The organism is Aliivibrio friggae (assembly GCF_057368515.1).
The window spans coordinates 2544031-2568518 of the sequence record NZ_CM170648.1 but is presented as its reverse complement, the minus strand read 5'-3'; the positions used below and the strand labels follow the sequence as shown (position 1 = coordinate 2568518).

Annotated in this window: 22 protein-coding genes; 12 read left to right on the top strand and 10 right to left on the bottom strand. The window is 40.6% G+C overall.

Translation table 11 applies throughout. The features are described from left to right. Positions 1-18 precede the first annotated feature (18 nt). The 3 genes from dnaG to rpsU all read right to left on the bottom strand — a co-directional run bounded on the left by dnaG (position 19) and on the right by rpsU (position 2542). The gene (gene dnaG, locus AC2INI_RS11860; RefSeq protein WP_486304906.1) at positions 19-1779 is read right to left on the bottom strand and encodes a DNA primase; all 1761 of its coding nucleotides are present in this window, start codon (positions 1777-1779) and stop codon (positions 19-21) included. Between the two features lie 77 nt (positions 1780-1856). Continuing rightward, entirely contained in the window at positions 1857-2300 is a 444-nt protein-coding gene (locus tag AC2INI_RS11855; RefSeq protein ID WP_122033712.1) for a GatB/YqeY domain-containing protein, read from the bottom strand. 26 nt (positions 2301-2326) lie between these two features. Continuing rightward, positions 2327-2542: a 30S ribosomal protein S21 gene (gene rpsU / locus AC2INI_RS11850; RefSeq protein ID WP_005421025.1), complete on the bottom strand. Its 216-nt coding sequence runs from the start codon at positions 2540-2542 to the stop codon at positions 2327-2329. Between the two features lie 227 nt (positions 2543-2769). On the opposite strand from rpsU, the gene tsaD reads away from it, so the two are divergent. After that, positions 2770-3789: a tRNA (adenosine(37)-N6)-threonylcarbamoyltransferase complex transferase subunit TsaD gene (gene tsaD, locus AC2INI_RS11845; RefSeq protein ID WP_060992596.1), complete on the top strand. Its 1020-nt coding sequence runs from the start codon at positions 2770-2772 to the stop codon at positions 3787-3789. Between the two features lie 59 nt (positions 3790-3848). On the opposite strand, the gene plsY is transcribed toward tsaD, so the two are convergent. Then, on the bottom strand, positions 3849-4445 hold the full coding sequence (plsY, locus tag AC2INI_RS11840; protein ID WP_122033711.1) for a glycerol-3-phosphate 1-O-acyltransferase PlsY: 597 nt from the start codon (positions 4443-4445) through the stop codon (positions 3849-3851). A gap of 145 nt (positions 4446-4590) precedes the next feature. Here plsY and folB point away from each other — a divergent pair, with 145 nt between their 5' ends. From folB to AC2INI_RS11825, 3 genes are read left to right on the top strand one after another with little or no spacing between them, the layout of a single operon-like run. Then, positions 4591-4944, top strand: a complete 354-nt coding sequence (gene folB, locus AC2INI_RS11835; protein ID WP_122033710.1) for a bifunctional dihydroneopterin aldolase/7,8-dihydroneopterin epimerase — start codon at positions 4591-4593, stop codon at positions 4942-4944. Further along, entirely contained in the window at positions 4941-5429 is a 489-nt protein-coding gene (gene folK, locus AC2INI_RS11830) for a 2-amino-4-hydroxy-6-hydroxymethyldihydropteridine diphosphokinase (protein ID WP_486304905.1), read from the top strand. Before folB ends, folK begins: the two co-directional genes overlap by 4 nt. A gap of 9 nt (positions 5430-5438) precedes the next feature. Further along, the gene (locus AC2INI_RS11825) at positions 5439-6242 is read left to right on the top strand and encodes an undecaprenyl-diphosphate phosphatase (RefSeq protein ID WP_122033708.1); all 804 of its coding nucleotides are present in this window, start codon (positions 5439-5441) and stop codon (positions 6240-6242) included. A gap of 199 nt (positions 6243-6441) precedes the next feature. On the opposite strand, the gene AC2INI_RS11820 is transcribed toward AC2INI_RS11825, so the two are convergent. Then, on the bottom strand, positions 6442-7665 hold the full coding sequence (locus AC2INI_RS11820) for a multifunctional CCA addition/repair protein (RefSeq protein ID WP_486304904.1): 1224 nt from the start codon (positions 7663-7665) through the stop codon (positions 6442-6444). A gap of 139 nt (positions 7666-7804) precedes the next feature. On the opposite strand from AC2INI_RS11820, the gene AC2INI_RS11815 reads away from it, so the two are divergent. Then, a complete protein-coding gene (locus tag AC2INI_RS11815) occupies positions 7805-9355 on the top strand; it encodes an AAA family ATPase (protein ID WP_486304903.1) in 1551 nt (516 codons plus the stop codon). Further along, positions 9356-10039, top strand: a complete 684-nt coding sequence (locus tag AC2INI_RS11810) for a general secretion pathway protein GspB (RefSeq protein WP_486304902.1) — start codon at positions 9356-9358, stop codon at positions 10037-10039. A 111-nt stretch (positions 10040-10150) separates the two neighbouring features. Here AC2INI_RS11810 and AC2INI_RS11805 read toward each other — a convergent pair whose 3' ends face one another. From AC2INI_RS11805 to AC2INI_RS11795, 3 genes are all read right to left on the bottom strand, one after another. Continuing rightward, positions 10151-10762, bottom strand: a complete 612-nt coding sequence (locus AC2INI_RS11805) for a TIGR04211 family SH3 domain-containing protein (RefSeq protein WP_122033704.1) — start codon at positions 10760-10762, stop codon at positions 10151-10153. 172 nt (positions 10763-10934) lie between these two features. Beyond that, the gene (locus AC2INI_RS11800; protein WP_486304901.1) at positions 10935-12221 is read right to left on the bottom strand and encodes an inorganic phosphate transporter; all 1287 of its coding nucleotides are present in this window, start codon (positions 12219-12221) and stop codon (positions 10935-10937) included. A gap of 27 nt (positions 12222-12248) precedes the next feature. Further along, the gene (locus tag AC2INI_RS11795) at positions 12249-12929 is read right to left on the bottom strand and encodes a TIGR00153 family protein (RefSeq protein WP_065594162.1); all 681 of its coding nucleotides are present in this window, start codon (positions 12927-12929) and stop codon (positions 12249-12251) included. Between the two features lie 186 nt (positions 12930-13115). Here AC2INI_RS11795 and AC2INI_RS11790 point away from each other — a divergent pair, with 186 nt between their 5' ends. Then, positions 13116-14633 (top strand): CYTH and CHAD domain-containing protein, encoded by a 1518-nt coding sequence (locus tag AC2INI_RS11790; protein WP_486304900.1) that lies wholly within the window; start codon positions 13116-13118, stop codon positions 14631-14633. Between the two features lie 74 nt (positions 14634-14707). Here AC2INI_RS11790 and AC2INI_RS11785 read toward each other — a convergent pair whose 3' ends face one another. After that, positions 14708-15469, bottom strand: a complete 762-nt coding sequence (locus AC2INI_RS11785; protein WP_486304899.1) for a potassium channel family protein — start codon at positions 15467-15469, stop codon at positions 14708-14710. 113 nt (positions 15470-15582) lie between these two features. On the opposite strand from AC2INI_RS11785, the gene AC2INI_RS11780 reads away from it, so the two are divergent. The 3 genes from AC2INI_RS11780 to hldE all read left to right on the top strand — a co-directional run bounded on the left by AC2INI_RS11780 (position 15583) and on the right by hldE (position 21751). After that, positions 15583-17184 carry a methyl-accepting chemotaxis protein gene (locus AC2INI_RS11780; RefSeq protein ID WP_122033700.1) on the top strand — a complete coding sequence of 534 codons (1602 nt, stop codon included), beginning with the start codon at positions 15583-15585 and terminating at the stop codon, positions 17182-17184. A gap of 135 nt (positions 17185-17319) precedes the next feature. Further along, the gene (gene glnE, locus AC2INI_RS11775) at positions 17320-20181 is read left to right on the top strand and encodes a bifunctional [glutamate--ammonia ligase]-adenylyl-L-tyrosine phosphorylase/[glutamate--ammonia-ligase] adenylyltransferase (RefSeq protein WP_486304898.1); all 2862 of its coding nucleotides are present in this window, start codon (positions 17320-17322) and stop codon (positions 20179-20181) included. A gap of 139 nt (positions 20182-20320) precedes the next feature. Beyond that, positions 20321-21751, top strand: coding sequence for a bifunctional D-glycero-beta-D-manno-heptose-7-phosphate kinase/D-glycero-beta-D-manno-heptose 1-phosphate adenylyltransferase HldE (hldE, locus tag AC2INI_RS11770; RefSeq protein ID WP_122033698.1), 1431 nt, complete (start codon positions 20321-20323; stop codon positions 21749-21751). A 99-nt stretch (positions 21752-21850) separates the two neighbouring features. On the opposite strand, the gene tolC is transcribed toward hldE, so the two are convergent. Beyond that, positions 21851-23176, bottom strand: a complete 1326-nt coding sequence (gene tolC, locus AC2INI_RS11765; protein WP_486304897.1) for an outer membrane channel protein TolC — start codon at positions 23174-23176, stop codon at positions 21851-21853. 231 nt (positions 23177-23407) lie between these two features. Between tolC and nudF the strand changes: the two genes are divergently transcribed. Together nudF and AC2INI_RS11755 are read left to right on the top strand one after the other, a co-directional pair. After that, positions 23408-24046, top strand: coding sequence for an ADP-ribose diphosphatase (nudF, locus tag AC2INI_RS11760; RefSeq protein WP_122033696.1), 639 nt, complete (start codon positions 23408-23410; stop codon positions 24044-24046). A 1-nt stretch (position 24047) separates the two neighbouring features. After that, positions 24048-24479, top strand: coding sequence for a DUF1249 family protein (locus AC2INI_RS11755; protein WP_162922499.1), 432 nt, complete (start codon positions 24048-24050; stop codon positions 24477-24479). Positions 24480-24488 lie beyond the last annotated feature (9 nt).

The window sequence follows — 24488 nt, the reverse complement described above, 5'->3', positions numbered from 1 at the left end:
GATGACGATGCAGGGATTCTATGCTTTTAATTCTAGCATTAAGGCTAGTAGCTCCCGCTTTTCTTCGACTGATAAGCCAAGCGTTCTTTCTTTCGTCTGTAAACTTTCAATTTGTTGATTGATGCACTGGGCCAAAACATTGTCCAGTGAATCCATAAATACATCTTGGGTGTTGTCTTGATCTATGGGTAATTCCCATACTGCCAAGCGCGATAATAGTTTTTCACTTTTATCCCCACGCCAATGTTCTAATAATTGGCCTGTAGAGATATGGGGATTATGTCTGCAATTTTCAAGTAATTGTAGAAATAAACTTAAGCCAGGCAGTGGAATGTCTTGAACACTGCTTAAATCTGGGACTAATTGCGCCAAATTTGGATTTTGTAACAGCAGCGTGATCACTTCACGCATGGCTGTGCGTTTCATCTCTGGTTGAGCTTGGCGCTTTGTTTCTGGAGCACCTTGCTTAGATATTAGTTGCTGTAATTGGCTTTCATCCATAATTCCGAGCGTTTTGCCAAGTTGCTCACGTAAATAAAGACGCAGAGTCCCACCGGGCACTTTATCGATTAAAGGAACGGCAAGTGTTGTTAACTTCGCTTTTCCTTCTCGACTACTCGTATCTATCTGATCGACCAGCGTTCTAAACATAAAATCAATTAATGATTCAGCTTGAGTTACGGCTTGTTCAAAGGCAACTTTACCGTGTTGGCGAATATAGGTGTCAGGGTCTTCACCGTCAGGTAAAAACATGAACTTTAATTGGCGGCCATCATTTAAGTATGGCAGTGCTTGTTCCATTGCTCGCCATGCAGCCTCTCGACCTGCTCGGTCACCATCATAACAACACACGACAGTGCTTGTTTGGCGAAAGAGAAGTTGTATATGATCGCCTGTCGTTGCTGTACCTAGAGAGGCGACAGCGTAATCTACGCCAAACTGAGCTAAAGCTACGACATCCATATAGCCTTCAACAACGAGAGCTTGGGGTAAATCTTTATAAGCTTGCAGCGCTTCATATAAACCATAAAGCTCTTTGCCTTTATGGAAAATAGGTGTTTCAGGTGAATTTAAATATTTGGGAGTGCCTTCACCAATTACGCGACCACCAAAGCCAATAACGCGACCTCGACGATCTCTAATTGGGAACATGACTCGACCACGAAAACGGTCATAACGACGGCCATTATCGCTTTCAATTAACATCCCACCGCTGACTAAAGCATCTTGTGATGTTTTGTCTCGGCCAAAGTTATTTTTGACTAATTCCCACTCATCAGCCACATAACCGATACCAAATTTCTGAACTATTTCGCCAGAAAGGCCACGATCTTTAAGGTAGTTGATAGCATGAATATTGGTGGCAGATTTTAATTGGGAGCAATAAAATTGACTGATACCGCCCATTAAATCATATAGGCTTCGTTTCTGTTCTGAATTGGCCGTTGGACCTGAAGGGGCGTTAAAGCCACTACGTTGTTCGCGAGGAACATCAAGACCAAGCATAGAGGCGAGTTCTTCAATGGCTTCGACGAATTCTAAACGGTCGAACTCCATGAGGAAGTCAATGGCATTACCATGAACACCACAGCCAAAGCAGTGATAAAACTGTTTTTCTTGGCTAACAGAAAAAGAAGGGGATTTTTCATTATGGAATGGACAGCAAGCACCGTAGTTCTTCCCTTGTTTCTTCAGCTTTACTCTTGTGTCAATGATATCGACAATATCGTGTCGATTTAAAAGCTCATCAATAAAACTGCGAGGGATATGTCCAGACATCTTTTTTCTTTTCCTGTAGATACAAACAAGCCGTGCATATCAAAGATAGCACGGCTTGCTTTATAAATAGAGTATTATTAAGCCAGTTTAGATTTAACTAATTGACTTACTTTACCCATGTCAGCGCGGCCTTGGATTTGAGGTTTTAATACGCCCATCACCTTGCCCATATCTTGCATTCCTGCAGCACCAGATTCGATAATTGCTTCGTCTAATAACTTAGCAACTTCTTCATCAGTTAGTGCTTGCGGCATAAAGTCATCAAGTACTAAAATTTCAGCACTCTCTTTCTCAGCAAGATCATCACGACCAGCAGCAGTGAACTGCGATACTGAATCACGACGTTGTTTAACCATCTTCGTTAAAACAGCAATGATATCATCGTCAGACAAGGTAGTATGACCATCGATTTCACGTTGTTTAATTTCAGATAAAGCTAAACGAATTGTGCCAAGGCGTAATTTATCCTTGGCTTTCATCGCTAACTTTTGCTCGTCTTTGAGTTTTTCAATTAGAGCCATAACTTAGTCCTAAATTAGGTAAGTTATTAGTACAGGCGAACGCGACGTGCGTTTTCGCGAGACAACTTCTTAGCGTGACGCTTTTGAGCTGCTGCTTTAGCGCGTTTACGTACTGTAGTAGGTTTTTCGTAATGCTCACGACGGCGAACTTCAGAAAGAATACCTGCTTTTTCGCAAGAGCGCTTGAAACGACGTAGTGCAACGTCGAACGGTTCGTTTTCACGTACTTTAACTACTGGCATATGCCTTTCACCTCAGGTGTTAGTCAATTCGCTGGTAGTTATAATTAACCAGCTATTATTCAAATTGGTGCCGAATTTTAATCCGATCGAGGCGTTTTGTAAAGCATTCTTGATTAAGAATTGAGTAATTTCTTTGTTTATTTTACCTTCTCTAGTCATCACGTCGCTTGAGGTAGCTTAGTGATGTAGGTAATATGGCGTTAAATTAACAGGTAACTGAGAAAAATATGCGAATTTTAGGCATTGAAACCTCGTGTGATGAAACGGGTGTTGCGATTTATGATGATGAAAAAGGGCTATTAGCTCATCAACTTTATAGCCAAGTAAAACTGCACGCAGATTACGGTGGTGTTGTCCCTGAATTGGCCTCTCGTGACCATGTTAAAAAGACAATTCCATTAATCCAAGCGGCATTAAATGATGCGGGCATGACCAAAGACGATATCGACGGTATTGCTTATACGGCAGGTCCAGGTTTAGTCGGTGCATTATTAGTTGGTTCGACTATTGGCCGTAGTATTGCGTATGCGTGGGATGTTCCTGCTATTCCTGTTCATCACATGGAAGGCCATTTACTTGCGCCAATGCTTGAAGATGAGCCTCCTGCATTTCCGTTTGTAGCACTACTTGTGTCAGGCGGCCACACCATGATGGTTGAAGTAAAAGGCATTGGTGAATATCAAATTCTTGGTGAATCTGTGGATGATGCCGCAGGTGAAGCGTTTGATAAAACAGCTAAATTAATGGGGCTTGATTATCCTGGTGGTCCTTTGCTATCAAAATTAGCAGAGAGTGGCACTAAAGGTCGTTTTAAATTCCCTCGTCCAATGACTGATCGTCCTGGTTTAGATTTTAGCTTCTCTGGTCTAAAAACATTTGCCGCAAACACCATTCGTGCTAATGATGATGATTTGCAGACTCGTGCAGATATTGCGTTTGCTTTCCAAGAAGCCGTGGCGGATACCTTAGCAATTAAATGTCGTCGTGCATTAAAGCAAACTGGTATGAAACGTTTAGTGATGGCGGGTGGGGTAAGTGCGAATACTTACCTTCGTCAAGAACTAGAAGCGATGATGAAGAAAATTGGTGGTGAGGTGTTTTATCCTCGAACTGAATTTTGTACCGACAACGGCGCCATGATTGCTTATGCAGGTATGCAGCGTTTGAAGAATGGTGAGACAACAGATTTAGCGGTTCAAGCTAAGCCACGTTGGCCTATCGATCAGCTTAAACCAATTGCAAAATAGTAGTGATCAGCAAAGATCGTAAATGATCTTTATTTCTGGTTTGTATAGAAGGGACTAAATTAGTCCCTTTTTCTTTGCCAAATTTTCTTCTCTTCACCTGCAAAAAATCGACGAATATTCTCGTGATGTTTTAGAACGATTAAACAAGAAAGCATAGCAACAGGAAGGGTATACTGAGGTTTGACTAACCAAGTAAATAAAGGCGCAAGTAAAGCGGTGATCATTGACGCTAAAGAAGAGTAGCCAGTCACTAATACCGTGATAACCCAACTGCCAAATAACATTCCCGTTAGATCTAATCCTATCGGAGCTAATGCGCCAAGAGCGGTTGCGACCCCTTTGCCACCTTTAAAGTGAAAAAATAGTGGGTACATGTGACCTAAGCAGGCTGAAATTGCAATGATGCCTAATAGTAGAGGGTTGATTTCAAGAAAGTAGCCTCCCCATACCGGTAACATGCCTTTTAAAATATCACAAAGTAGAACTAACCCTGCCGCTCCTTTACCACCAAGACGAAAGACATTAGTTGCCCCTGGATTATGAGAGCCTGAATTTCTTGGGTCGGGTAAGCCTTTTAATCGACAAATTAAAACCGCACTAGAGATCGATCCTAGAAGATAGGCGATGATGATCATAATTAGTGCAAGAGGGGTCATGAATGAGCCTTTATTTAGGTGATCAGGAGCGATCAAAAATCATTTTTATAGTATATTGCTCAGCATATTGAGCAAGGTAATATCAATATTACGTTGTTTTTCTTTTGATGGGTATCCGACCTCTTAATAAAAAGTGTGATCAAAGATGGATTTAGTATTTATAAAACAGCTTGAAGTTATTACAACCATTGGCGTTTATGAGTGGGAACAGGGCATTAAACAAAAGCTCGTATTAGATATTGATATGGCTCACGACAATAAACCCGCAGCAGCATCTGATGATGTTCAACATTGTTTAAATTACGCAGAAGTGAGTGAGGCGGTGACGGCTCATATTCAAAACGGTCGCTTCTTATTAGTTGAGCGTGTTGCAGAGGAGATCGCAGATCTTATTATGACTCGTTTTTCAGTGCCTTGGATCCGCATTCATTTATCTAAACCAGGAGCAGTGGTAAATGCACACAGTGTTGGGGTTGTGATTGAGCGAGGAAGCAAATGATCACCACCTATATTGGCGTTGGTTCCAATATTGCCCCTGAAAAACACGTAAAAGCAGCGATTGATGAATTAAAAGCGTTAGGTGACGTAACTAAGATTTCGACGGTTTATGAAGCTGAGCCTGTTGGATTCTCAAGCCATAATTTTTTTAATTTAGTGGTGGAATTAAACGTTGCTCATTCATTGACTGAATTAGGTTCACTATTACGTGCAATCGAAATTAAATGGGGTCGAGAGCTTAATGCGCAGAAGAATCAAGATCGAACATTAGATCTGGATATTCTTTTGTATGGTGATTTGGTGTCTGAATCAGATCCTAAGTTACCGAGAGAGGATCTTTTTAAGTTCGCGTTTGCTATTTTACCTATGGTGGAATTGAATCCAGATCTTATTATTCCAAGTACAGAACGTACAATCAGTGAAATATGGGCAGAGTTCCCTTATTCTCAATCGTTAAAACCTGCTTTATTAAATTTAACATTCTAATGGACTATCATGACGTACTTTGAAGCTTTTTTTCTTGCTTTGTTGCAAGGGTTTACTGAGTTTTTACCTATTTCAAGTTCTGCCCACCTTATACTCCCTTCTGCAGTTCTTGGATGGTCTGATCAAGGCTTAGCCTTTGATGTCGCTGTTCATGTTGGAACATTAGCGGCGGTTATTATCTATTTTAGAAAAGAAGTCGTGACGTTATTAACAGCGTGGGTAGGCTCGATTACTAAAAAGGAACACAATAAAGAGTCTAAACTGGCTTGGTTGATTATATTAGCAACCATTCCAGCGGCACTTTGTGGTCTGTTACTTAAAGATTTTATTGAGATCTATTTGCGCAGCGCATGGGTTATTGCAACGACAACGATCGTATTTGGCTTATTGCTTTGGTGGGTTGATAAAAACTCAGAACTAGCCAAAGGTGAATATGAGATGACGTGGAAAAAAGCGTTATTTTTAGGTGTTGCTCAAGCAATGGCGATGATCCCGGGCACTTCTCGTTCTGGTATTACGATTACCGCTGCACTTTACCTTGGTTTTACCCGTGAAGCTGCTGCACGTTTTTCGTTTTTAATGTCTATCCCAATCATTACCTTAGCGGGTTCTTATCTTGGTTTAAAATTGGCTCTGAGTGATATTTCAATTAATTTTGGTTTATTAAGTACTGGTGTGGTGGTTTCTTTTATTAGTGCTTATATCTGTATTCACTTTTTCTTAAAGCTGATTTCAAGCATGGGAATGACGCCGTTTGTTATTTATCGCTTACTATTAGGTACGAGTTTACTTATGTGGTTAAGCTTTGCTTAGAAACTAGAAACTAGAAACTAGAAACTAGAAACGATAAGAGCAGTATGGCTAGAGTGGCAATTTTCTAGGCTTCAGGACGCTACGCTTACAGGTTTCAGGTGTGCTCGGTTTTGATCTTCCTGAAACCTGAAACCTGAAACCTTAGCTTTTGCTTTTATAGTTTCTAGAGCGAAGCGTTCTAGTTAGCGTAGCGTATAGTTTATTTGATATCTAACTTACTCTTCACTGCTTCAACTCGTCTTTTATTCAACTCTTCTCTAATCTCAGCGCCTTTAAATCCAGCAGCAACCACTTCTTTCACTTCCACACTTTTTGCAGCATCAAACGCCATTTCAAAACGTGCTTTTTGTGGGTATGGCTCAGACTCTAATCCTAATCGGCCCGTATGATCGGCTTGGCAGCAGAGTAAGATAGGCTCTAAGCGCTCTGGTTTACGCCATACGTCCATTTTATCGAATATCTTAATGAAGGTTTGCGCTCGTAATTCAGGTGCTCGATGAATATTGGTGTGGTGTTCGCAAACCAGTAGTGCTAAATCTCGGTACTCATTAGGAACTTTAATTCGTGCACAGAGCGTTTTAATCAGTTTAATACCAGTATGGCAATGCATTTTATGATTTGGCCATTCTGATTCTGGCGTGACGCCTTTTCCTAAATCATGAACTTGAGCTGCGAAGCGAGTCGGTAAATCTTGGCTTAATAGGGCAGCTTGTTGCGTTACCATCAAAGTATGAATCCCCGTATCAATTTCAGGGTGCCATTTTTCTGGTTGAGGTACACCAAACAATGCATCCAGTTCTGGTAATACAACGGCGAGAGCACCACACTCTTTTAATACCGAAAGAAAGATCTCAGGGTGCTGACTCGAAAGAGACTTCTCCCATTCTTGCCATACACGCTCTGGCGTTAAGTGAGACAACTCACCGCTGTCTACTAAGGTTTTCATTAATGCCATTGTTTCTGGTGCAATAGTAAAACCAAGATAATGAAAACGGGCGGCAAATCGAGCGACGCGTAGTACACGCAATGGGTCTTCGATAAAGGCATCAGATACGTGGCGTAGTAGACGATTATTTACATCATCTTGCCCATTATAAGGGTCAATCAATTCACCACTATCGGATTGAGCGATAGCATTAATGGTAAGGTCACGGCGCAGCAAGTCTTCTTCTAGAGTGACATCTGGTTCGGCATAACAAGTAAAGCCTTTATAACCTTGGCCACTTTTTCGCTCAGTTCTCGCTAGTGCATATTCTTCTTTAGTTTTCGGGTGTAGAAATACAGGAAAATCTTGCCCAACGGCTTGATAGCCAAGTGAACCCATCTCGTTAGGGCTAGATCCAACGACAACCCAATCTTTATCTTTTACATCAATATTGAGAAGTGAATCTCGAACTGCACCACCAACTAAATAAATATTCACGTTTTGCCCTACTCGTTGCCAAGATAAAGAGAACTTTCTTTACTTTCTTAGTTCCAATGATACCGTGCAATCATAGCTTTTCGACTTTTTATTCCATATTTATTCTTGGAATTTTCCTGATAGGACAAACACCATTCTTATGTACCAAGATTTTTTTGGCTTTAATGAGCTTCCGTTCTCAATGACTCCTAATGCACGTTTTCTCTATTTGAGTGAACGTCATAAAGAGGCGCTGAATTATTTATTGTCGGGATTAGGAGAAGGCGGTGGGTTTGCGTTATTAACCGGAGAAGTCGGTACGGGTAAGACGACCGTATCACGCGCACTATTCTCTCAATTAGACAGTAATGTGCATCTTGCTTTAATTTTGAACCCTATGTTCAGCGCTCAAGAGTTATTAGAGGCGATCTGTGATGAGCTTGAGATTTCTTATTCTGAAAAGGCGTCGTTAAAACAGTTAACCGACAATATTGTTTATTTTCTTAAAGCAGAGCGAGAGAAAGGTTTTCAGACTATCGTTGCTATTGATGAAGCGCAGCATTTAGGCCCAGATGTATTGGAGCAATTACGTTTACTCACTAACTTTGAAACAGACCGTGATAAGTTATTAAAAGTGTTATTGATTGGCCAACCTGAGTTACAACAGAAGTTACAGCAAACGAATTTACGTCAGCTCGCACAACGTATTACGGCACGATATCATTTATTGCCTTTAACACCTCAAGAGATTGAATCTTATATACAGCACCGTTTGACGATTGCAGGCGGAGAGCTGTCACTGTTTCCATCTTCTGCCATAAAGAAAATTGCTCGTCACTCTAATGGCATCCCTCGAGTGATCAACCTACTGTGTGATAAAGCATTGTGGGTTAGCTACCAAAAGGGCAAGCAGAGTGTAGATAACCAAGCTGTTATTCGAGCTTGTGAATTAGTGCTAGATTGGCAGGTTGAAAGTGAAGGGGTAAGACATAAAAATCCTGCATCATGGGCACCAACGATGATCGCGGTAGGGTTATCTTTAGTGTTGAGTGTGGGAAGTTATCATTTTTTACCTCGATATTTAGATGCTCATTATCCAATTATAGAGCCTGCTATTGAGGTGCCATTAGAGGGGTTCTCCTCGCAATCAGAGGCTTTTCAATCGTTATTGTCGGTATGGGGTTATTCAGTAAATGAGTTCCAAGCGAATTGTACTAATGCAAAAAGGGCGCAACTATATTGTTTAGATAGCAATGGCAGTTTGAGTGATTTATTAGCGATTAATAGACCTGCGGTGGCTTGGTTACAACAACAAACGGGTGAGGACTTACTAGTACTCGTTTATCGTGTTCACTCTAAAGGGGTGGAGTTACTTTTACCGTCTAAACATGTTGAAGTTTCTCATCAATGGTTTGAACAACATTGGAATGGCGCTTATATCCAGTTGTGGAAAAAACCAATCATTACTGAACGAGCGATGAAGCGTGGTGATAAAGGAAAAGCGATCCTAGAGTTGAATCGTTTACTGTCTTTTGCATTGGAACAACCGTTTAGTGATTCAGACAAATTTAATCAAGAGACAGAGCAACAAGTGAAAGAATTCCAAGAAATATTTGGGTTAGCTACTGATGGAGTTGTAGGATCAAGTACCTTAATGTGGTTAGACAGTGTTGTTAATATTGATGCGCCTTTGCTTCAAGGAGATAAGTAAATGTCGTCTTCTCGCTTTCCTTTATGGGTATTAGGCTCAATTGTGGTGTTTCCTCCGTTGATGATATCTAGCTACCTTTCATTGCCTCATTATAAAGCGTCTCAACAGGAATTAGAGCCTTATAAGCCGACCTATACGGTATTGTCATTACCAATACTAGCAACGGTGAAGTTACCACTACGAGCTCAAGAACTATCATTAACTGGTTTGAAAGAATCGCCAAAAAAAGTAAATTCAATTGAGTCGTTTAGAGCAACTTCAGCACCAAAGAGTAAAGAGGTTTCTGAAAGTTCAACATCAGAGCCAGAGCAATTATTGGATATTGATGCCCTTGATTTATCAGGATTGTCACCAGAATTAGCGGCACGATTTGAATCTATTTTAAGTGAGCCATCAGAATACGAAATGGAAGAAAACCCAGAACCAATACAAAGTGATGGTTATCTTCAATTAGAGAAAAGCGGTTCTCAGCTTGTGGGTCGTTTACCTGCGTTAAATTTTCAAACTCATAACTATACTTCAAAACCAAGTCGCCGCTGGATCAAGGTGAATGGCAAAGAAGTGAATGTTGGAGGCAGCATTACACCGTCTATTTCTCTATTAGAAATTAATCCTAGAAATGTAGTGATTGAGTTTAAAGGTCAGAAAATAGAGATTCCCGCATTGTATGAATGGAAGGGATAAGGGATAAGGGATTATTGTTTAGCAGGCATAAAAAAGCTCAGAATTATCTGAGCTTTTTTGTATCTATCATTTATTGATTAGTTATCAATAGTTGTTAGTTATCAAGAGTGATTAAGACCAACCGTTTTGTTTCTTCTTACGGCTTGGGATCATGTGAGGAAGTAAAAGGCCAAATAATAGACCAATACCAGCAACACCACCGCCGTACATGAAGTACTTAAGTAATAAGTCTTCTTTTTGTGTATCTAGCTTAGCGCGTAATTCACGAATTTCAGATTGAGAGCTAACCAATTGGTTATTAACATCGCTGTAGCTTTGCTCTAAATCTTGCATTTGTTGGTTACGTTGAGTCAGGCTATCAGCTAAACCTGCTTTCTCATCATTTGCCGCTTTACGAGCATTGGCCAGTTGTGTTTTAACTGACGTCAGTTCGGCTTCAACTTTAGGTAAACGCTCACCAAGACCTGCTTGACGAGAAACAAACTTAGTTTCAACCCAACCTTTACGGCCTTTGGTATCCACGATTTGTGTGAAACCAGAGTTTTTATTGCTGCTTAATAGAGTAATGCGTTCACCCGCATTTACGCTACCAATGATCTTGTATTGATTACTTGGACCTGAGTGCATGTACGTAAACAGGTTATCAGAAATATAACGAGTTTGAGCTTGCGCTGGCGTAGCAATAGCCCAAGCGAGTAAAATTAGGCTAATAAAATGCTTCACAATAATATTCCTTTGAAAAATGGATCCTGAACCGTTACACACCAATTTATTAATTCATGCATTATCATCGATTCAAACGAAGGTATAGATACTAAAAATATTTGGGCCCAGATGCAAGAAAAGAGGAGATTTTACTCTCCTCTTTGTGCAATTGTTTCAAAATTGATTAAGCTTATGCGCTAACGCCGATACCGAAGATTGCTTGCATTGCGTAGTAGAAAACTACGGCTAGCAATGCACCTGCTGGTAGGGTAACAACCCAAGACGCTACGATATTACGTACAACACCTAAGTTTAGGGCACCAATACCACGAGCAAAACCTACACCTAGTACAGCACCAACCAACGTTTGTGTCGTTGAGATTGGAAGACCAGTACCTGATGCTAATACCACAGTAGAAGCAGTTGCTAACTGTGCAGCAAAGCCACGGCTTGGTGTTAGTTCAGTAATACCTGTACCAACGGTTGCCATTACTTTGTGGCCTAATGTTGCAAGACCAACAACGATACCAATACCACCTAGAGGAAGAATCCACCAAGCAATTGTGCTTTTCGTTGTGATTTCACCCATGTGCTCAACGGTTGAAACAACAGCAGATAGTGGACCAATCGCATTAGCAACATCGTTAGAGCCATGAGCAAATGCCATAGCACACGCGGTAATAACCATTAATGTACTGAAGATACTTTCTACGCCAGTAAAGCCACGGCTGTCTTTCTCATCATTTACCGTATTTGCAAATTTATGAGAGATATACAGATAACCACCAACCATTACTAATGCTGATACGCCTGCAGATGCAACCCATGCTTCGCCATTACTTAAATGTAGACCAACGTGTTTTAGACCTTTCTTGATAGTAACAAGTGCAATAACCATAGTGGTGATGAACATGTATACCGGAACAAAACGCTTAGCATTCATTAATGGCTTATCAGTATCAAATATCAGTCGCTGAGCACTGATAAAGATCATGTAAGCAAAAATACCGGATATGAGAGGAGTGATTAACCAGCTCCCTACGATACCTTGAACTGAGTTCCAATCAACCGCTTCAGTACCTACTGCAACACACGCAAAACCGATGATTGCACCGATAATAGAGTGAGTTGTTGATACCGGCCAGCCCATGTAAGACGCAAGCAATAACCAAGTACCTGCAGCAAGAAGCGCTGACATCATGCCGTAAACTAATACTTCAGGCTGATGGGCGAAAAGAGAGGTATCAATTACCCCTTTACGAATTGTATCTGTAACTTCACCACCTGCAAGGTATGCCCCTGCAAATTCGAAGATCATTGCAATGATGATCGCTTGTTTTACTGTTAGTGCTTTAGACCCAACTGAGGTGCCCATCGCATTGGCAACATCATTTGCACCAATACCAATCGCCATAAGGAAGCCGAAGAAGGCCGCAACTAAAATAAGGGTCGTGCCGTAGTTAGCAAGAATATCCATTGTATTACCTGTTACTGAATCAGAAACTTATGAGCGAGATAGCATGAGTTCTAAACGAGAACCTACACGCTGTGCTTGGTCAGCAATGCCACCAACCCACTCAAGAATTTTATAAAGGAACATAACATCGATTGGGTTGTATTTGTGCTCGATGCTCATGAGTTGCTGGCGCAGTTGAATTTGCAATTCGTCAGTATCATCTTCAATGATGTCTAACTTATTGATCATCTCAGCAACCAAAGTGACTTCTCGTCCCTTAAAGCCTGTTTCCAATAGCTCATCCAATTCACTGATTACTTCTTGCGCTTGATTAGCCGCATCTAAACAGCGTTGAACATAAGCTAAAAATGCATCCTGCATAGAGCTTGGAATTTCAAGTTGACGACCAACAACGCGACCTGCGATGTCTTTAGCCAGGTTTGCGAGTTTATCTTGCTGAGTTAACAGACCGAGCATGTCGGTACGATCAACTGGCATAAACAACCCACGAGGAAGTTTTAAACGAATTTCACGTTTTAGAACATCCGCTTCTTTCTCTAGATGAGAAATTTGCGCACGAAGTTCACTCGCTTTTTCCCAGTCACCTTTTGCACACGTTTCGAAAAACGGAACAAGAAGTGAGCAGCATTCATTGACACAAACAACGTGACGCTGCAAAGGTTTCATTGGGGACTTGGCGAATAACCCCATAATAGTATTTACTGGCATGGTTTCTTAACCTAATAAAACAAACACCTAATGGTGAATTGTTAGACGATGGCCACAAAGGCGCGAATGTTAACCCAATCCCACTATCAATAAAACTACTTTAGATCATGGTTTGGGCGTTATTTCTAGCTTGATACCGAACAGTTTAAGCCATATCCTTGGAAAGACAACGGTTATGAGGTCATTATGGAAACTGAAATCGAACTAAAATTTTTTGTTTTTCCTGAGTTTGTCGACACAATTATAGACAAAATATCAGGAGCAAAAGTCATTGAGCATAGTTGCTTAAATTTAGGAAACATCTATTTTGACACCCCAGAGCAGCATCTTCGTAAACACGATACTGGGTTACGTATTCGTCGATTTAATGATGAACGAACACAAACATTAAAAACGGCAGGTCGTGTGGTAGCAGGGTTGCACCAGCGTCCAGAATACAATGCTGAACATGACTGTGATGTCCCTAATGTGTATTTACATCCTCAAGATGCTTGGCCTAGTGATATCGCTTTGGCAGATCTTCAATCACAACTTTCTCCTTTGTTTTCAACGAACTTTGTTCGTAAGCAGTGGTTAATTGAAATGCCTGATGGTAGTGAGATTGAACTGGCGTTTGATCAAGGTGAAGTAATTGCAGGCGATCGAACGACTCCTATCTGCGAAGTAGAATTAGAATTAAAATCAGGCCAGACCGATGCGTTATTTACTCTGGCTAGAGACTTATGCAGTTCTGGTGGGATGCGTTTAGGCAATCAAAGTAAAGCTGCAAAAGGTTACCGTTTAGCAATGAACGCACCTGCGGATAAAGTCAAACCACTTTCATTGGTCAAAACAGAATCAACAGATAGTGTGGAGACGTGCTTTGTTAATTCGTTGGAGTATGCACTTTCTCATTGGCATTATCATGAACAAATTTACATCGATACTCAAAACCAATTAGCGCTACAAGAAATTCGTATTGCGATCGCATTTTTACGTCAAATTTTTCTAGTTTTTGGCGAAATGGTACCAAAGCGTGCTAGTGAGCGATTACGCCAAGAGCTTAAATGGTTAGAAGAAGAGTTGCATTGGCTTGATGAATCAGACCACTTAGCTTATTTAATTGAAGAAAAAGGGCATGTATTACGAAAGCTAGATGCACGTAAATTCTTGGTAGCCAGCCTGAAAGAGAGTGAGAAATCACTGCCGAATACAGAAGAGATGCTGATGTTATTAGTCTCATCTCGTTACTGTGGGTTATTGCTTGATTTGAGTCGTTGGATATTAACGCGAGATTGGCAGCCTTTCTTAGATGATAAAAAGCGTCAGCAATTACAAGAATCAATAGACAGTCATTCTAGGGTGTTACTGGATCGAACTTGGGAAGCGTTAGATGAGGCTTTCTCTGTATCCAATCAGCTATTACCGACCGATTACTTCAAATTAAAAATGCGTTTACGTCGTAACTTAATGACGGGCACTTGTTTTGCGCTTATTTATGATGATGACCGAAGAAAAGGTTTCCGCTTACCTTGGCTTGATCTTTTACAAGGTATTGATGATTTAATGAGTTTAGAGCCTTTACGGACTCGTGTTCAGTTATTAGATGATGCTGAAGAGCGAGAGCAGTTAGAGCGCTGGTTACTAAGACAAGAACGCTCTATTTTACATGCTATGGAACAAACTCGCCAAGCAGGCTTAGAGTACCCCCCTTATTGGCAATAATGGTTTATTCCAACCTACATTTTTAGGTTGATACCCTAAATACAAAGAGAAGTGATTAAATTATTCTGATGTAATTACTTCTCTTTTTTATTCTCAATGGATGCTAATCTTTTTAGGATCTCATTCTGCTGCTGTAAAAGTAAGTTTAATTTCTCATCTCGACACTGCTTTTCTTTTTCTCTATTCTTGCGTTCTTCATTTTTTGCCGGCTCGGTAATAATTGAGGTTATTAAGCCTGAGATCATACCGAAAATCCCCACACCAGATAAAATAATCAACACCGCTAAAACTTTTCCCGCAACAGTGACAGGATAGTGATCACCATAACCAACGGTTGATATAGTGACAAAGGCCCACCATATGGCATCTCCTGCGGTATGTATATTGGCATCAGGATTTGACCCTTCAAACATCAGCATAAAAACAGAGCCTAAAGAAATAAGAGTAACCATTAAAACTAAAATAGAGGCAATAGTGGCTTCTTTTCGATTGGATTGGATCTGCTTTAATACAGACTGGCTAGAGCGAAGTAAGCGAAAAATACGTAAGATATGAAAAATGCGTGCATAACGAATGGGTTCAATGATTGGAATACTTGCTACGAAATCGATCCAATGTTCTTTTAAATATTGGAGACGGTGCTTACTGCGAAACAAATCAAGGCTGAGCTGAAAGAGAAAGAGGGCACAGATAATGGTGTCGAGTGTGATTAACATAGTACGACTGGCGTGATCTAGCGGTACAAACAGCAGGCTTGAGATCACAATTAAGGATAAAAAGGAGAGTATCAGCGACATTAAGCTCATGGGGTTAAGGTCAATTTTGTTATGATTCATACTAATTATTTATGGGTATCCATCGATATAATATTAAAGAGTGTTTAAATGATGATTGAAGCTATTAATCATGCACTAAAAAAATCGATTCTGAAAGGTAGTGGGGAAAGACTATGTCTGCAATAACGTTTAGGCCATGGGAAAGGCTGGTCACTGATATTAAATTAGTGCCAAAATTGGTCATTTTAATGGTATTTAGTACTGCACTGTTAGTAACCAAGCAGCTGTGGGATGCAAATACCTTTTACCAATCAGTAATTGCTATTCAGAAAGAAAAAGCTCAAGAATCCGCCATTGCTAACGCTGAATTGATTAATGGAATTTTAAATCATAAGCCTAATGGTAAAGAATTGGCTGGTGAAGCGATCAGTGTTCAAGCAAAAGCATGGTCTCAGGGCAATTATATCTATGTGATTGATCGTGATAGCGGCACCGTTTTTGGTCATAAATCAATTCAATCTCTCTCTTCACTGTCTGACTCTCTAGATAATGGCGCTTCATTAAAGCAGCTTATTGGTAGCTTATCTTCTCAGCAAGCGTATTCGATGAATGATTATTCTCGTTATGAATTTGCAGTTAAAGTGCCTAATCATAACTGGGTGGTGGTTGCCTCTCAAAGCTCAGACGGTGCAGAACAGTATTATCAAGATTACTTATACCAAGTGATTTGGCAGACGATAGTCATGATTGTCGCTTTCATGGTTATTTTATTAGGTGCCTCAAGCATTATGTTGCGTCAAATGAAGTATTTAAACACTTCAATGAAACAGATTGCCGCTCAAAATCTTTCTGAACCAGTAGAGATGAGCTGTAAAGATGAATTTGGTGATTTAGCAAGAGAGCTAAATAAAACTCGCCTTCAGCTTAAATCAGTCGTGGAAACTCAATTATCAGCGTCTCAAGAGTTGGCTAGTTTAACTGAAGTGATGACGATTAGTATGGAAGGAACAAAAGAAGCCGCTCAAGAAGAATTTGCTGAAATTGATCAATTAGCAACAGCGATGAGCGAAATGAATTCAACCGTACAAAATGTAGCGGATAATGCTCGTAATGCATCAACAGGAACAGAGCAAGCTCAAGTACAAGCGAAAGTTGGTCAAGAGTTTGTTGAAGGTACTATCGTTAAAATTCAAGCGCTATCAGGTGATATTGCCGCGTCTGCTGAAGTGGTAAATCAAGTTGAAGAAAGAGTAATGTCGATTAGTTCAGTTGTTGAAACGATTCGCGGTATTTCTGAGCAAACAAATTTACTTGCGTTGAATGCGGCGATTGAAGCAGCTCGTGCCGGTGATGCAGGGCGAGGTTTTGCGGTTGTTGCCGATGAGGTGAGAAACTTAGCGCAGAGTACACAAGGTGCAACGGTTGAAATTCAAGAGATGATCACTCAGTTGCAAAACAGTGCGAATCAGGCTGTTGAGTTAATGGAAAAAAGTGTTGTTGAGGCGGCAGAAGGCGTAGAGCTTGTAACTAATGCAGGCACTGAGTTAGACAGCATTGTGAATCAAGTGAACCATATTAATGAAATGAACTTCCAAATCGCAAGCGCTGCTGATCAACAAAGTGCAGTGGCAGAAGAGATGGATCAAAACTTAACTAATGTTAGAGAATTGGTTGAGGCTTCTGTGGTTGTTATGACTGAATTGACTGAAACGTCTGAAGAGATGCAAAAAAATGCAGAAGAGTTAGAAGCGAAGATGAAAGTCTTCAAAATTTAAATCACTCGCTTGATTTTAATTGACGCCTACACTCAGTTGTAGGCGTTTTTGTTTGCGGCGAAAAACAATTTTTGGCACAGTATCAAGAGTCTGATCGTACTTGGCGATCATAAGGAATTTTCGATAAGGAATATCATGTCTTTGCCATCCTCACTAGCGTCATTAGCAGAACGTCGTCAACAAGAGTTAACTCATCTTTCTCATATTGAGCAGTGGCCTAATTTATTGCAGGATCAGCTATCAATCGCTTTAGGTTGTAGTGATTTTTTGCATGAGGCATTTCAGCAAGATGAAGTGTTATGCCAAAGCTTCCCATCAATGTTTGAAGTCATTGATCGCAGTGAAGAATATCGCTCTCGATTACAAGATCGCTTATCGCAATGCAATGATGAAAATGCGTTGATGCGAGAGCTTCGCTATTTTCGACGACATGAAATGGCTTACATTGCATGGCGTGATTTTACCTTTTCTCATATCCCAGCAAGTGATTGGTCTTTAGAAACCAGTTTGTCTCATCTTTCTTTATTAGCTGAAGCCTTGATTGTAGAGTCGTATCAATGGCTTTATAAGCAAGCGTGTATTGATTGGGGTACACCTAAGAATGCTCAAGGTGAAGAGCAACCTATGCTTATTATTGGTATGGGTAAACTAGGTGGTGGAGAGTTAAACTTTTCGTCTGATATTGATTTGATTTTCACTTATCCAGAAAATGGTGAGACTGAGGGCGCTCGTCGAAGCCTTGCTAATGCTCAATTTTTTACTCGTTTAGGTCAAAAGATCATTAAAGCATTAGACCAAATGACATTGGATGGCTTCTGTTATCGCGTTGATTTACGTTTACGCCCATTTGGTGAGAGTGGGCCGTTAGTCATGAGTTACGCTGCGTTAGAGGATTATTATCAAGAGCAAGGTCGAGACTGGGAACGTTACGCAATGATCAAAGCACGCGTAATGGGGAAAGAGACTTACAGTCATTACCAAGAACTTCGTCAAATGTTGCGCCCATTTGTTTTTCGCCGTTACATTGATTTTGGTGCAATTCAAGCGTTGCGTCGTATGAAGTCGATGATCACCACTGAAGTTCGTCGTCGTGGATTGAACGATAATATTAAACTTGGCTCAGGTGGAATTCGAGAAGTTGAATTTATCGCTCAAGTATTCCAACTTATTCGTGGTGGCAGAGAGCCATCTTTACGTGGGCGTGGCTTATTAGAAACACTTGTAGCAATTAAAGAGTTAGGGCAGCTATCAGTTCAAGAGGTCGATGATTTAACCACGGGTTATTGCTTCTTACGTCGTTTAGAGAACCTACTACAAGCGATTGGAGATAAGCAAACTCAGACATTACCAATGGACGAGAGAGATCAATCTCGCCTTGCTTTTGCTATGGGAATGGCTAATTGGGATGAGCTATATAGTGCGATTGAAAAGCACATGAATACCATACATGCTGTGTTTGAAAATTTAATTGGCCATGATGAAGAAGAGTCCGAAAACAGCATTGATAAGTCGTATGTAGAGCTGTGGGACATGGCGCATAACCCTGAAGTGCTTGAGAGTATTTTACAAGAATTGAACGCTGACCAAGCAGAACAACTAACTTGCCATATTATTGAATTCAAAGGGGACTTGAAGAAGAAAACATTAGGACCAAGAGGGCGTGAAGCGATCACTCATTTAATGCCTAAATTGTTCAGTATTGTGATTGGCCGAGAAGATGCAAGTGATACCTTACCGCGTTTAACTAAGCTTATCCAAGCGATTGCGACTAGAACCACCTATTTAGAATTGCTTGATGAGCATAATGGGGCATTACAACACCTAGTTCGTTTGTGTGCTGCAAGTCCTATGGTGGCAGAACAACTGACTCGTTATCCTATACTCTTGGATGAATTATTGGATATAAATCAACTCTATAACCCAATTGAGTTGAGCCAATATAAAATTGAATTAAATGAGTTTCTTGCCCGTATTCCAGAAGATGATATGGAACAGCAGATGGAGGCTTTACGTCAATTTAAGCAAGTCTGTTTATTAAGAATAGCCGCCTCAGATATTGCTGGCGGACTTTCTTTAATGAAAGTAAGTGACCACTTAACTTACTTATCAGAAGCGCTCGTTGAAGCGGTGGTTAATCAAGCTTGGTTACAAGTGACTGAAAAATTTGGTGAGCCAACTCATCTTGAGGGGCGAGATAGCAAAGGGTTTGCGGTGATTGGCTACGGTAAAGTGGGAGGCTGGGAGTTAGGGTATAACTCCGATCTTGATATCGTATTTATGCACGATTGCGATGTGAATACGTACACCAATGGTAAAAAAGAGATCGATGGCCGTCAGTTCTACTTACGATTAGCGCAACGTATTATTCATATTTTCTCTGTACGTACCTCTTCTGGTATTTTGTATGAAGTCGATACTCGTTTACGTCCATCAGGGGCATCAGGTCTGTTAGTCAGTACTAGCGAAGCCTTTGATGAGTACCAACGAGAAGATGCGTGGACATGGGAACATCAAGCTTTAGTTCGTGCTCGTATGATCTATGGTGATACGGCGTTACAATCGGCGTTTAATACAACGCGACATGAGATCCTCTGTTTAGAGCGAGATGAGAAGAAACTACAGAAAGATGTTGTCGAAATGCGTGAAAAAATGCGAGATCATTTAGGCGGAAAGAAAACGGGACGCTTTATGTTGAAGCAAGATGCGGGTGGTATTACTGATATTGAGTTTTTAGCCCAATACTTAGTGTTAAATCACGCTCACCAAGCGCCAAAACTAACCCGATGGTCTGACAATGTTCGTATTTTTGAAAGCTTTGCTGAGCAGGATGTGATGAGTGAGGAGTTATCTTTGTCTTTGATCCATGCTTACTGTGTTATGAGAAATGAGATCCATCATCGTAACTTATTGGGTTTCGATGCCGATGTTGCTGATGCCAGTTTTATCGAAGAGCGACAAGCAGTCGTTACCGCTTGGAATCAATGGTTTGGTGAGTAAATATTACTTAATCTTGAGTTTATTATTTCTAAGTTGGCGCAGAACTTGCGTAAATGCTACCATTTATAACAGATGATTTTGATAGATAGCACAAACCAATAATGGTAGATGATTTGCTGTTTATTACCCGGAGAAAAGAATGAAACCAACACTTCCTAATTACGATCAATCCGGTGTATTGATTGTTGGTGATGTAATGCTTGACCGCTATTGGGGCGGACCAACAACTCGTATTTCACCAGAAGCTCCAGTACCTGTGGTTAAAGTTAATAATATTGAAGAGCGTCCAGGTGGCGCAGCGAACGTAGCGATGAATATTGCAGCGTTAGGCGGCGATGCTCACCTTGTTGGTCTTGTTGGTGATGATGAACCAGCCAAAGCATTAACAGCGACATTAGCATCATTAAAAGTACATTGTGATTTTGTGGCGCTTCCTGAGTTTCCAACAATTACAAAATTACGAGTAATGAGCCGTGGTCAACAGCTGATTCGTTTGGATTTTGAAGAAAGCTTCCATGACGTACCTGCGGAACCGTTAATCAGCCGTATGCAAGCAACGCTATCAAAAGTAAAAGCGGTTGTATTATCGGATTACGCCAAAGGGGCATTAGAGCACGTTCAGTTAATGATCCAAGAAGCACGTAAAGTCAATGTTCCTGTATTTATCGATCCAAAAGGGGCTGATTTTGAACGCTACCGTGGTGCTACATTATTAACACCAAACATGCTGGAGTTTGAAACGGTTGTTGGCAAAGTAAAAGACGAAGATGATTTAGTAGCTAAAGGCCAGCAAATTATTGAAGAATTTGATTTTGAAGCGCTATTAGTAACACGTAGTGAGCACGGTATGACTTTGCTTCGCCGTGATATGGCTCCGTTACATTTACCTACGCAAGCGCGTGAAGTATTTGATGTTACTGGTGCGGGTGATACGGTTATTTCGGTATTAGCCGCTTCTGTATCTACTGGCAAACCACTTGATGAAGCGTGTGCATTAGCCAATGCTGCTGCTGGTGTTGTGGTTGGTAAACTGGGTACATCAACATTATCAACGATTGAATTAGCAGAAGCGATTCACGGTAGTCAAGATTCTGGTTTTGGCATTATTGGTGAAGACCAATTAATCAATGCAGTAAAACAAGCGCGTGAGCGTGGTGAGCGAGTTGTCATGACAAACGGTTGTTTTGATATCTTACATGCCGGTCATGTTTCTTATTTGAACCATGCAGCAGAATTAGGTGACCGCTTAATTGTTGCGGTTAATACGAATGAATCAGTACAGCGCTTGAAAGGCCCTGGTCGCCCTATTAACCCAACGGATCGTCGTATGGCGGTATTGGCTGGTTTAGGTGCGGTTGATTGGGTTGTTCCTTTCTCAGAAGATACCCCACAACGCTTAATCGCGGCGGTATTACCAACGATGTTGGTGAAAGGTGGCGATTATGCGATTGAAGACATTGCGGGTGGTGCAGAGGTGATTGCTGCGGGTGGCGAAGTAAAAGTCTTGAACTTTGAAGATGGCTGCTCAACTACAGGTATTATTGAAGCGATTAAAGGTGGTAGAGGTTAACCTCTACTAAGCCTAAAAAGAAAAGCCACATTAAGTGATTAATGTGGCTTTTCTTTTTCTATTATCACCTACATTAACAATAATGTAGGTGAAATAAGCTTATTGTGCTTGAGTCGTTTTATTCGCTTTTAAGCCAGCATTAATATCCATGATATCTTGCTCACTTAGTGTACCAACCGCTTGTTTTAGTTGAAGGACACTTAAGATGTAGTCGTAACGAGCGTTTGCTAGGTTACGGTTTGCATCATATAAACGACGTGTTGAATCTAATACATCAACAATAGTACGTGTACCAACATCAAAACCAGCTTCTGTTGCTTCTAATGCTGATTTTGCAGAGATAACTGTTTGCTCGTACGCTTTCAATGCGCCAATAGAGGCATTGATGTTGTTGTTGTAAGCGCGAACGTTTTTAGTTACATCACGGTAAGTCGCTTCTAAATCTTGGCTTGCTGCAACGTATTGGAATTCAGCTTGGCTAGTTAATGAACTTGTGTTGCCACCTGAATACAATGGAATATACAAGTTAATACCAGCATTGATATCGCCGTAATTACCATCTTGTGTTGGCGTACCTGAGTTGCTTTGGTCTGTGTAGTTATAACCGGCATCAAATGTTAATGATGGCATGTGGCCAGAGCTTGCTAGAGAGATATTATCCTTAGCTACATCAGCACTGATACGAGCAGCCAATAGGCTTAAGTTCTTCTGTTGAGCTTCGTCAATTAGGCTATCAGAACTTTGTGTTGAAGGACTTGCAGAGAAACGTTCAGTATCTAACACACTTAGCTTAGTGTGACCTTGGCCTGTGATAACACGAAGATCTTCGTAGCTATTAACCAATTGGTTTTCAGTTAATACTTCGTTAGCTAATACGCTGTCGTACTGCGCTTGAGCATCATGAACATCGGTAATTGCAGACAAACCCACATCAAAACGTTGTTTAGTTTGTTCTAGTTGACGACCAACCGCTGCTTTTTCTGCGCGAACAAATTCAAGGCTATCATTAGCACGTAATACATCAAAGTACGCTTGAGCAACTCGTAAAATTACACCTTGTTGTTCTGCTGCATAAGCAGAATCGGCTTGACGAGCACTTTTTTCTGCAATGTCTAAACTAACCCAGCTTGATTGTTGGTATAGCTCTTGGGATAAATTAATACCTGCTGTTAAGCGATCATTATCACGGCGATCTTCATCACTACGTAAGATGTTGTAACCCGCAGTTAAATCAATCTGTGGCAATAGAGAACTTTGCGAAGAATTTACCGCTTCAAAAGCCGCATCTTTAGTTGCAGCAGCTCTTAGTAATTGAGGATCGTTTTCTTTAGCTTGATTGTATACTTGCGCAAGGTCATCGGCAGCAGCTAAAGAGCTGAAACTACCTAGTGCCATTCCAATAAAGAGTGGAAGCAGTTTTCTCATGGTGGTTTGTCCCGCAAAATTGTTTTATATAATATAGTCTATAGAGTGTACCTTATCTCTCTAGACTCTGGCTGTAAAGATTACGTTTTTTTACGTTTGTACGATTAGTATCATCTAAATATTGTGGAAAGCCTCTAAAAAAAATGTAAGCATTATCAAAAAAAACGAGTTAAAAAATTGTTGCTCTGTATGATGAGTGATAAAACGGAACAGAAGATTTAGGGAATAAGAATGAAAACATCATCGAATATCGCACTATCAAATCAATTTACCGCTGATGATGTTGACGTTTTGTCGAAAGAATCTTTGTATAACGGTTTTTTTAAAATGACTAATATCGCTTTTCGTCATCGACTGTTTCGTGGTGGCTGGAGCGAAGTGATAGAGCGAGAGCTTTTTGAACGAGGCCATGCTGTGGCTTTATTGCCTTATGACCCTATCACAGACCAAGTCGTTCTGATTGAACAGGTTCGCGTTGGTGCCTTAGGCTCTAATTCTCCTTGGCAATATGAAATCGTGGCAGGAATGATAGATAAAGACCAAACTGCCGAGCAAGTTGCGATTCGAGAGGCGAATGAAGAGGCCGGTATTAGCGTGTCTTGTTTAGAAAAAATCTCGCATTTTTATCCTTCATCTGGCGGGTGTTCAGAACAGTTAGATGTATTTGTTGGTTGTATTGACGCTTCTAAAGCAACAGGTATTCATGGTTTAGAAGAAGAAGGCGAAGACATTAAAGTACACGTTGTGACAAGAGAGAAAGCCTATGAGCTAGTCACTCGTGGCATAATTGAGAATGCGGCCTCAATTATTGCGCTTCAATGGTTAGAATTGAATGTTTCACGCTTACGATCACAGTGGAATTCACTATAACATGCGTAAATATCACGTCGATTTATCGAGCTTGATGCGTATATATGAAACTAATTACGCGAAATTAGTTTCACTTTTGCCAAGAAATGAAATAATTGGCGAACTTGCAAGTTATAAAGTATGTAAGCAGCAGTATCAGATTAAGGTACTCGAGGTGACGGTATATACAACATTAGTTGAAGTTTATCAAATAGATGAACAGCCAATATACCCACTTCCAAAGTTAACGGTTCGACTTTATCACGATGCCAGAGTAGCAGAAGTGTGTGCAAGCCAGCAGCTTGCGTATATTAAAGCGAAATATGATTACCCGAATGGGAAGATGCTTCAAAAAGATGAAAAGCATCAATTAAACCAGTTCTTAAGTGACTGGCTAACGTTTTGTTTGAAAAATGGGATTAGCCAAGAGCCCATTTTTTTAGAAAAGAATTAAAAGGTTGTA

Coding starts and splice junctions, on each gene's coding strand:
- dnaG (WP_486304906.1), bottom strand. CDS start 1,779: ATGTCTGGACATATCCCTCGCAGTTTTATTGATGAGCTTTTAAATCGA.
- AC2INI_RS11855 (WP_122033712.1), bottom strand. CDS start 2,300: ATGGCTCTAATTGAAAAACTCAAAGACGAGCAAAAGTTAGCGATGAAA.
- rpsU (WP_005421025.1), bottom strand. CDS start 2,542: ATGCCAGTAGTTAAAGTACGTGAAAACGAACCGTTCGACGTTGCACTA.
- tsaD (WP_060992596.1), top strand. CDS start 2,770: ATGCGAATTTTAGGCATTGAAACCTCGTGTGATGAAACGGGTGTTGCG.
- plsY (WP_122033711.1), bottom strand. CDS start 4,445: ATGACCCCTCTTGCACTAATTATGATCATCATCGCCTATCTTCTAGGA.
- folB (WP_122033710.1), top strand. CDS start 4,591: ATGGATTTAGTATTTATAAAACAGCTTGAAGTTATTACAACCATTGGC.
- folK (WP_486304905.1), top strand. CDS start 4,941: ATGATCACCACCTATATTGGCGTTGGTTCCAATATTGCCCCTGAAAAA.
- AC2INI_RS11825 (WP_122033708.1), top strand. CDS start 5,439: ATGACGTACTTTGAAGCTTTTTTTCTTGCTTTGTTGCAAGGGTTTACT.
- AC2INI_RS11815 (WP_486304903.1), top strand. CDS start 7,805: ATGTACCAAGATTTTTTTGGCTTTAATGAGCTTCCGTTCTCAATGACT.
- AC2INI_RS11810 (WP_486304902.1), top strand. CDS start 9,356: ATGTCGTCTTCTCGCTTTCCTTTATGGGTATTAGGCTCAATTGTGGTG.
- AC2INI_RS11800 (WP_486304901.1), bottom strand. CDS start 12,221: ATGGATATTCTTGCTAACTACGGCACGACCCTTATTTTAGTTGCGGCC.
- AC2INI_RS11795 (WP_065594162.1), bottom strand. CDS start 12,929: ATGCCAGTAAATACTATTATGGGGTTATTCGCCAAGTCCCCAATGAAA.
- AC2INI_RS11790 (WP_486304900.1), top strand. CDS start 13,116: ATGGAAACTGAAATCGAACTAAAATTTTTTGTTTTTCCTGAGTTTGTC.
- AC2INI_RS11785 (WP_486304899.1), bottom strand. CDS start 15,469: ATGAATCATAACAAAATTGACCTTAACCCCATGAGCTTAATGTCGCTG.
- AC2INI_RS11780 (WP_122033700.1), top strand. CDS start 15,583: ATGTCTGCAATAACGTTTAGGCCATGGGAAAGGCTGGTCACTGATATT.
- glnE (WP_486304898.1), top strand. CDS start 17,320: ATGTCTTTGCCATCCTCACTAGCGTCATTAGCAGAACGTCGTCAACAA.
- hldE (WP_122033698.1), top strand. CDS start 20,321: ATGAAACCAACACTTCCTAATTACGATCAATCCGGTGTATTGATTGTT.
- tolC (WP_486304897.1), bottom strand. CDS start 23,176: ATGAGAAAACTGCTTCCACTCTTTATTGGAATGGCACTAGGTAGTTTC.
- nudF (WP_122033696.1), top strand. CDS start 23,408: ATGAAAACATCATCGAATATCGCACTATCAAATCAATTTACCGCTGAT.
- AC2INI_RS11755 (WP_162922499.1), top strand. CDS start 24,048: ATGCGTAAATATCACGTCGATTTATCGAGCTTGATGCGTATATATGAA.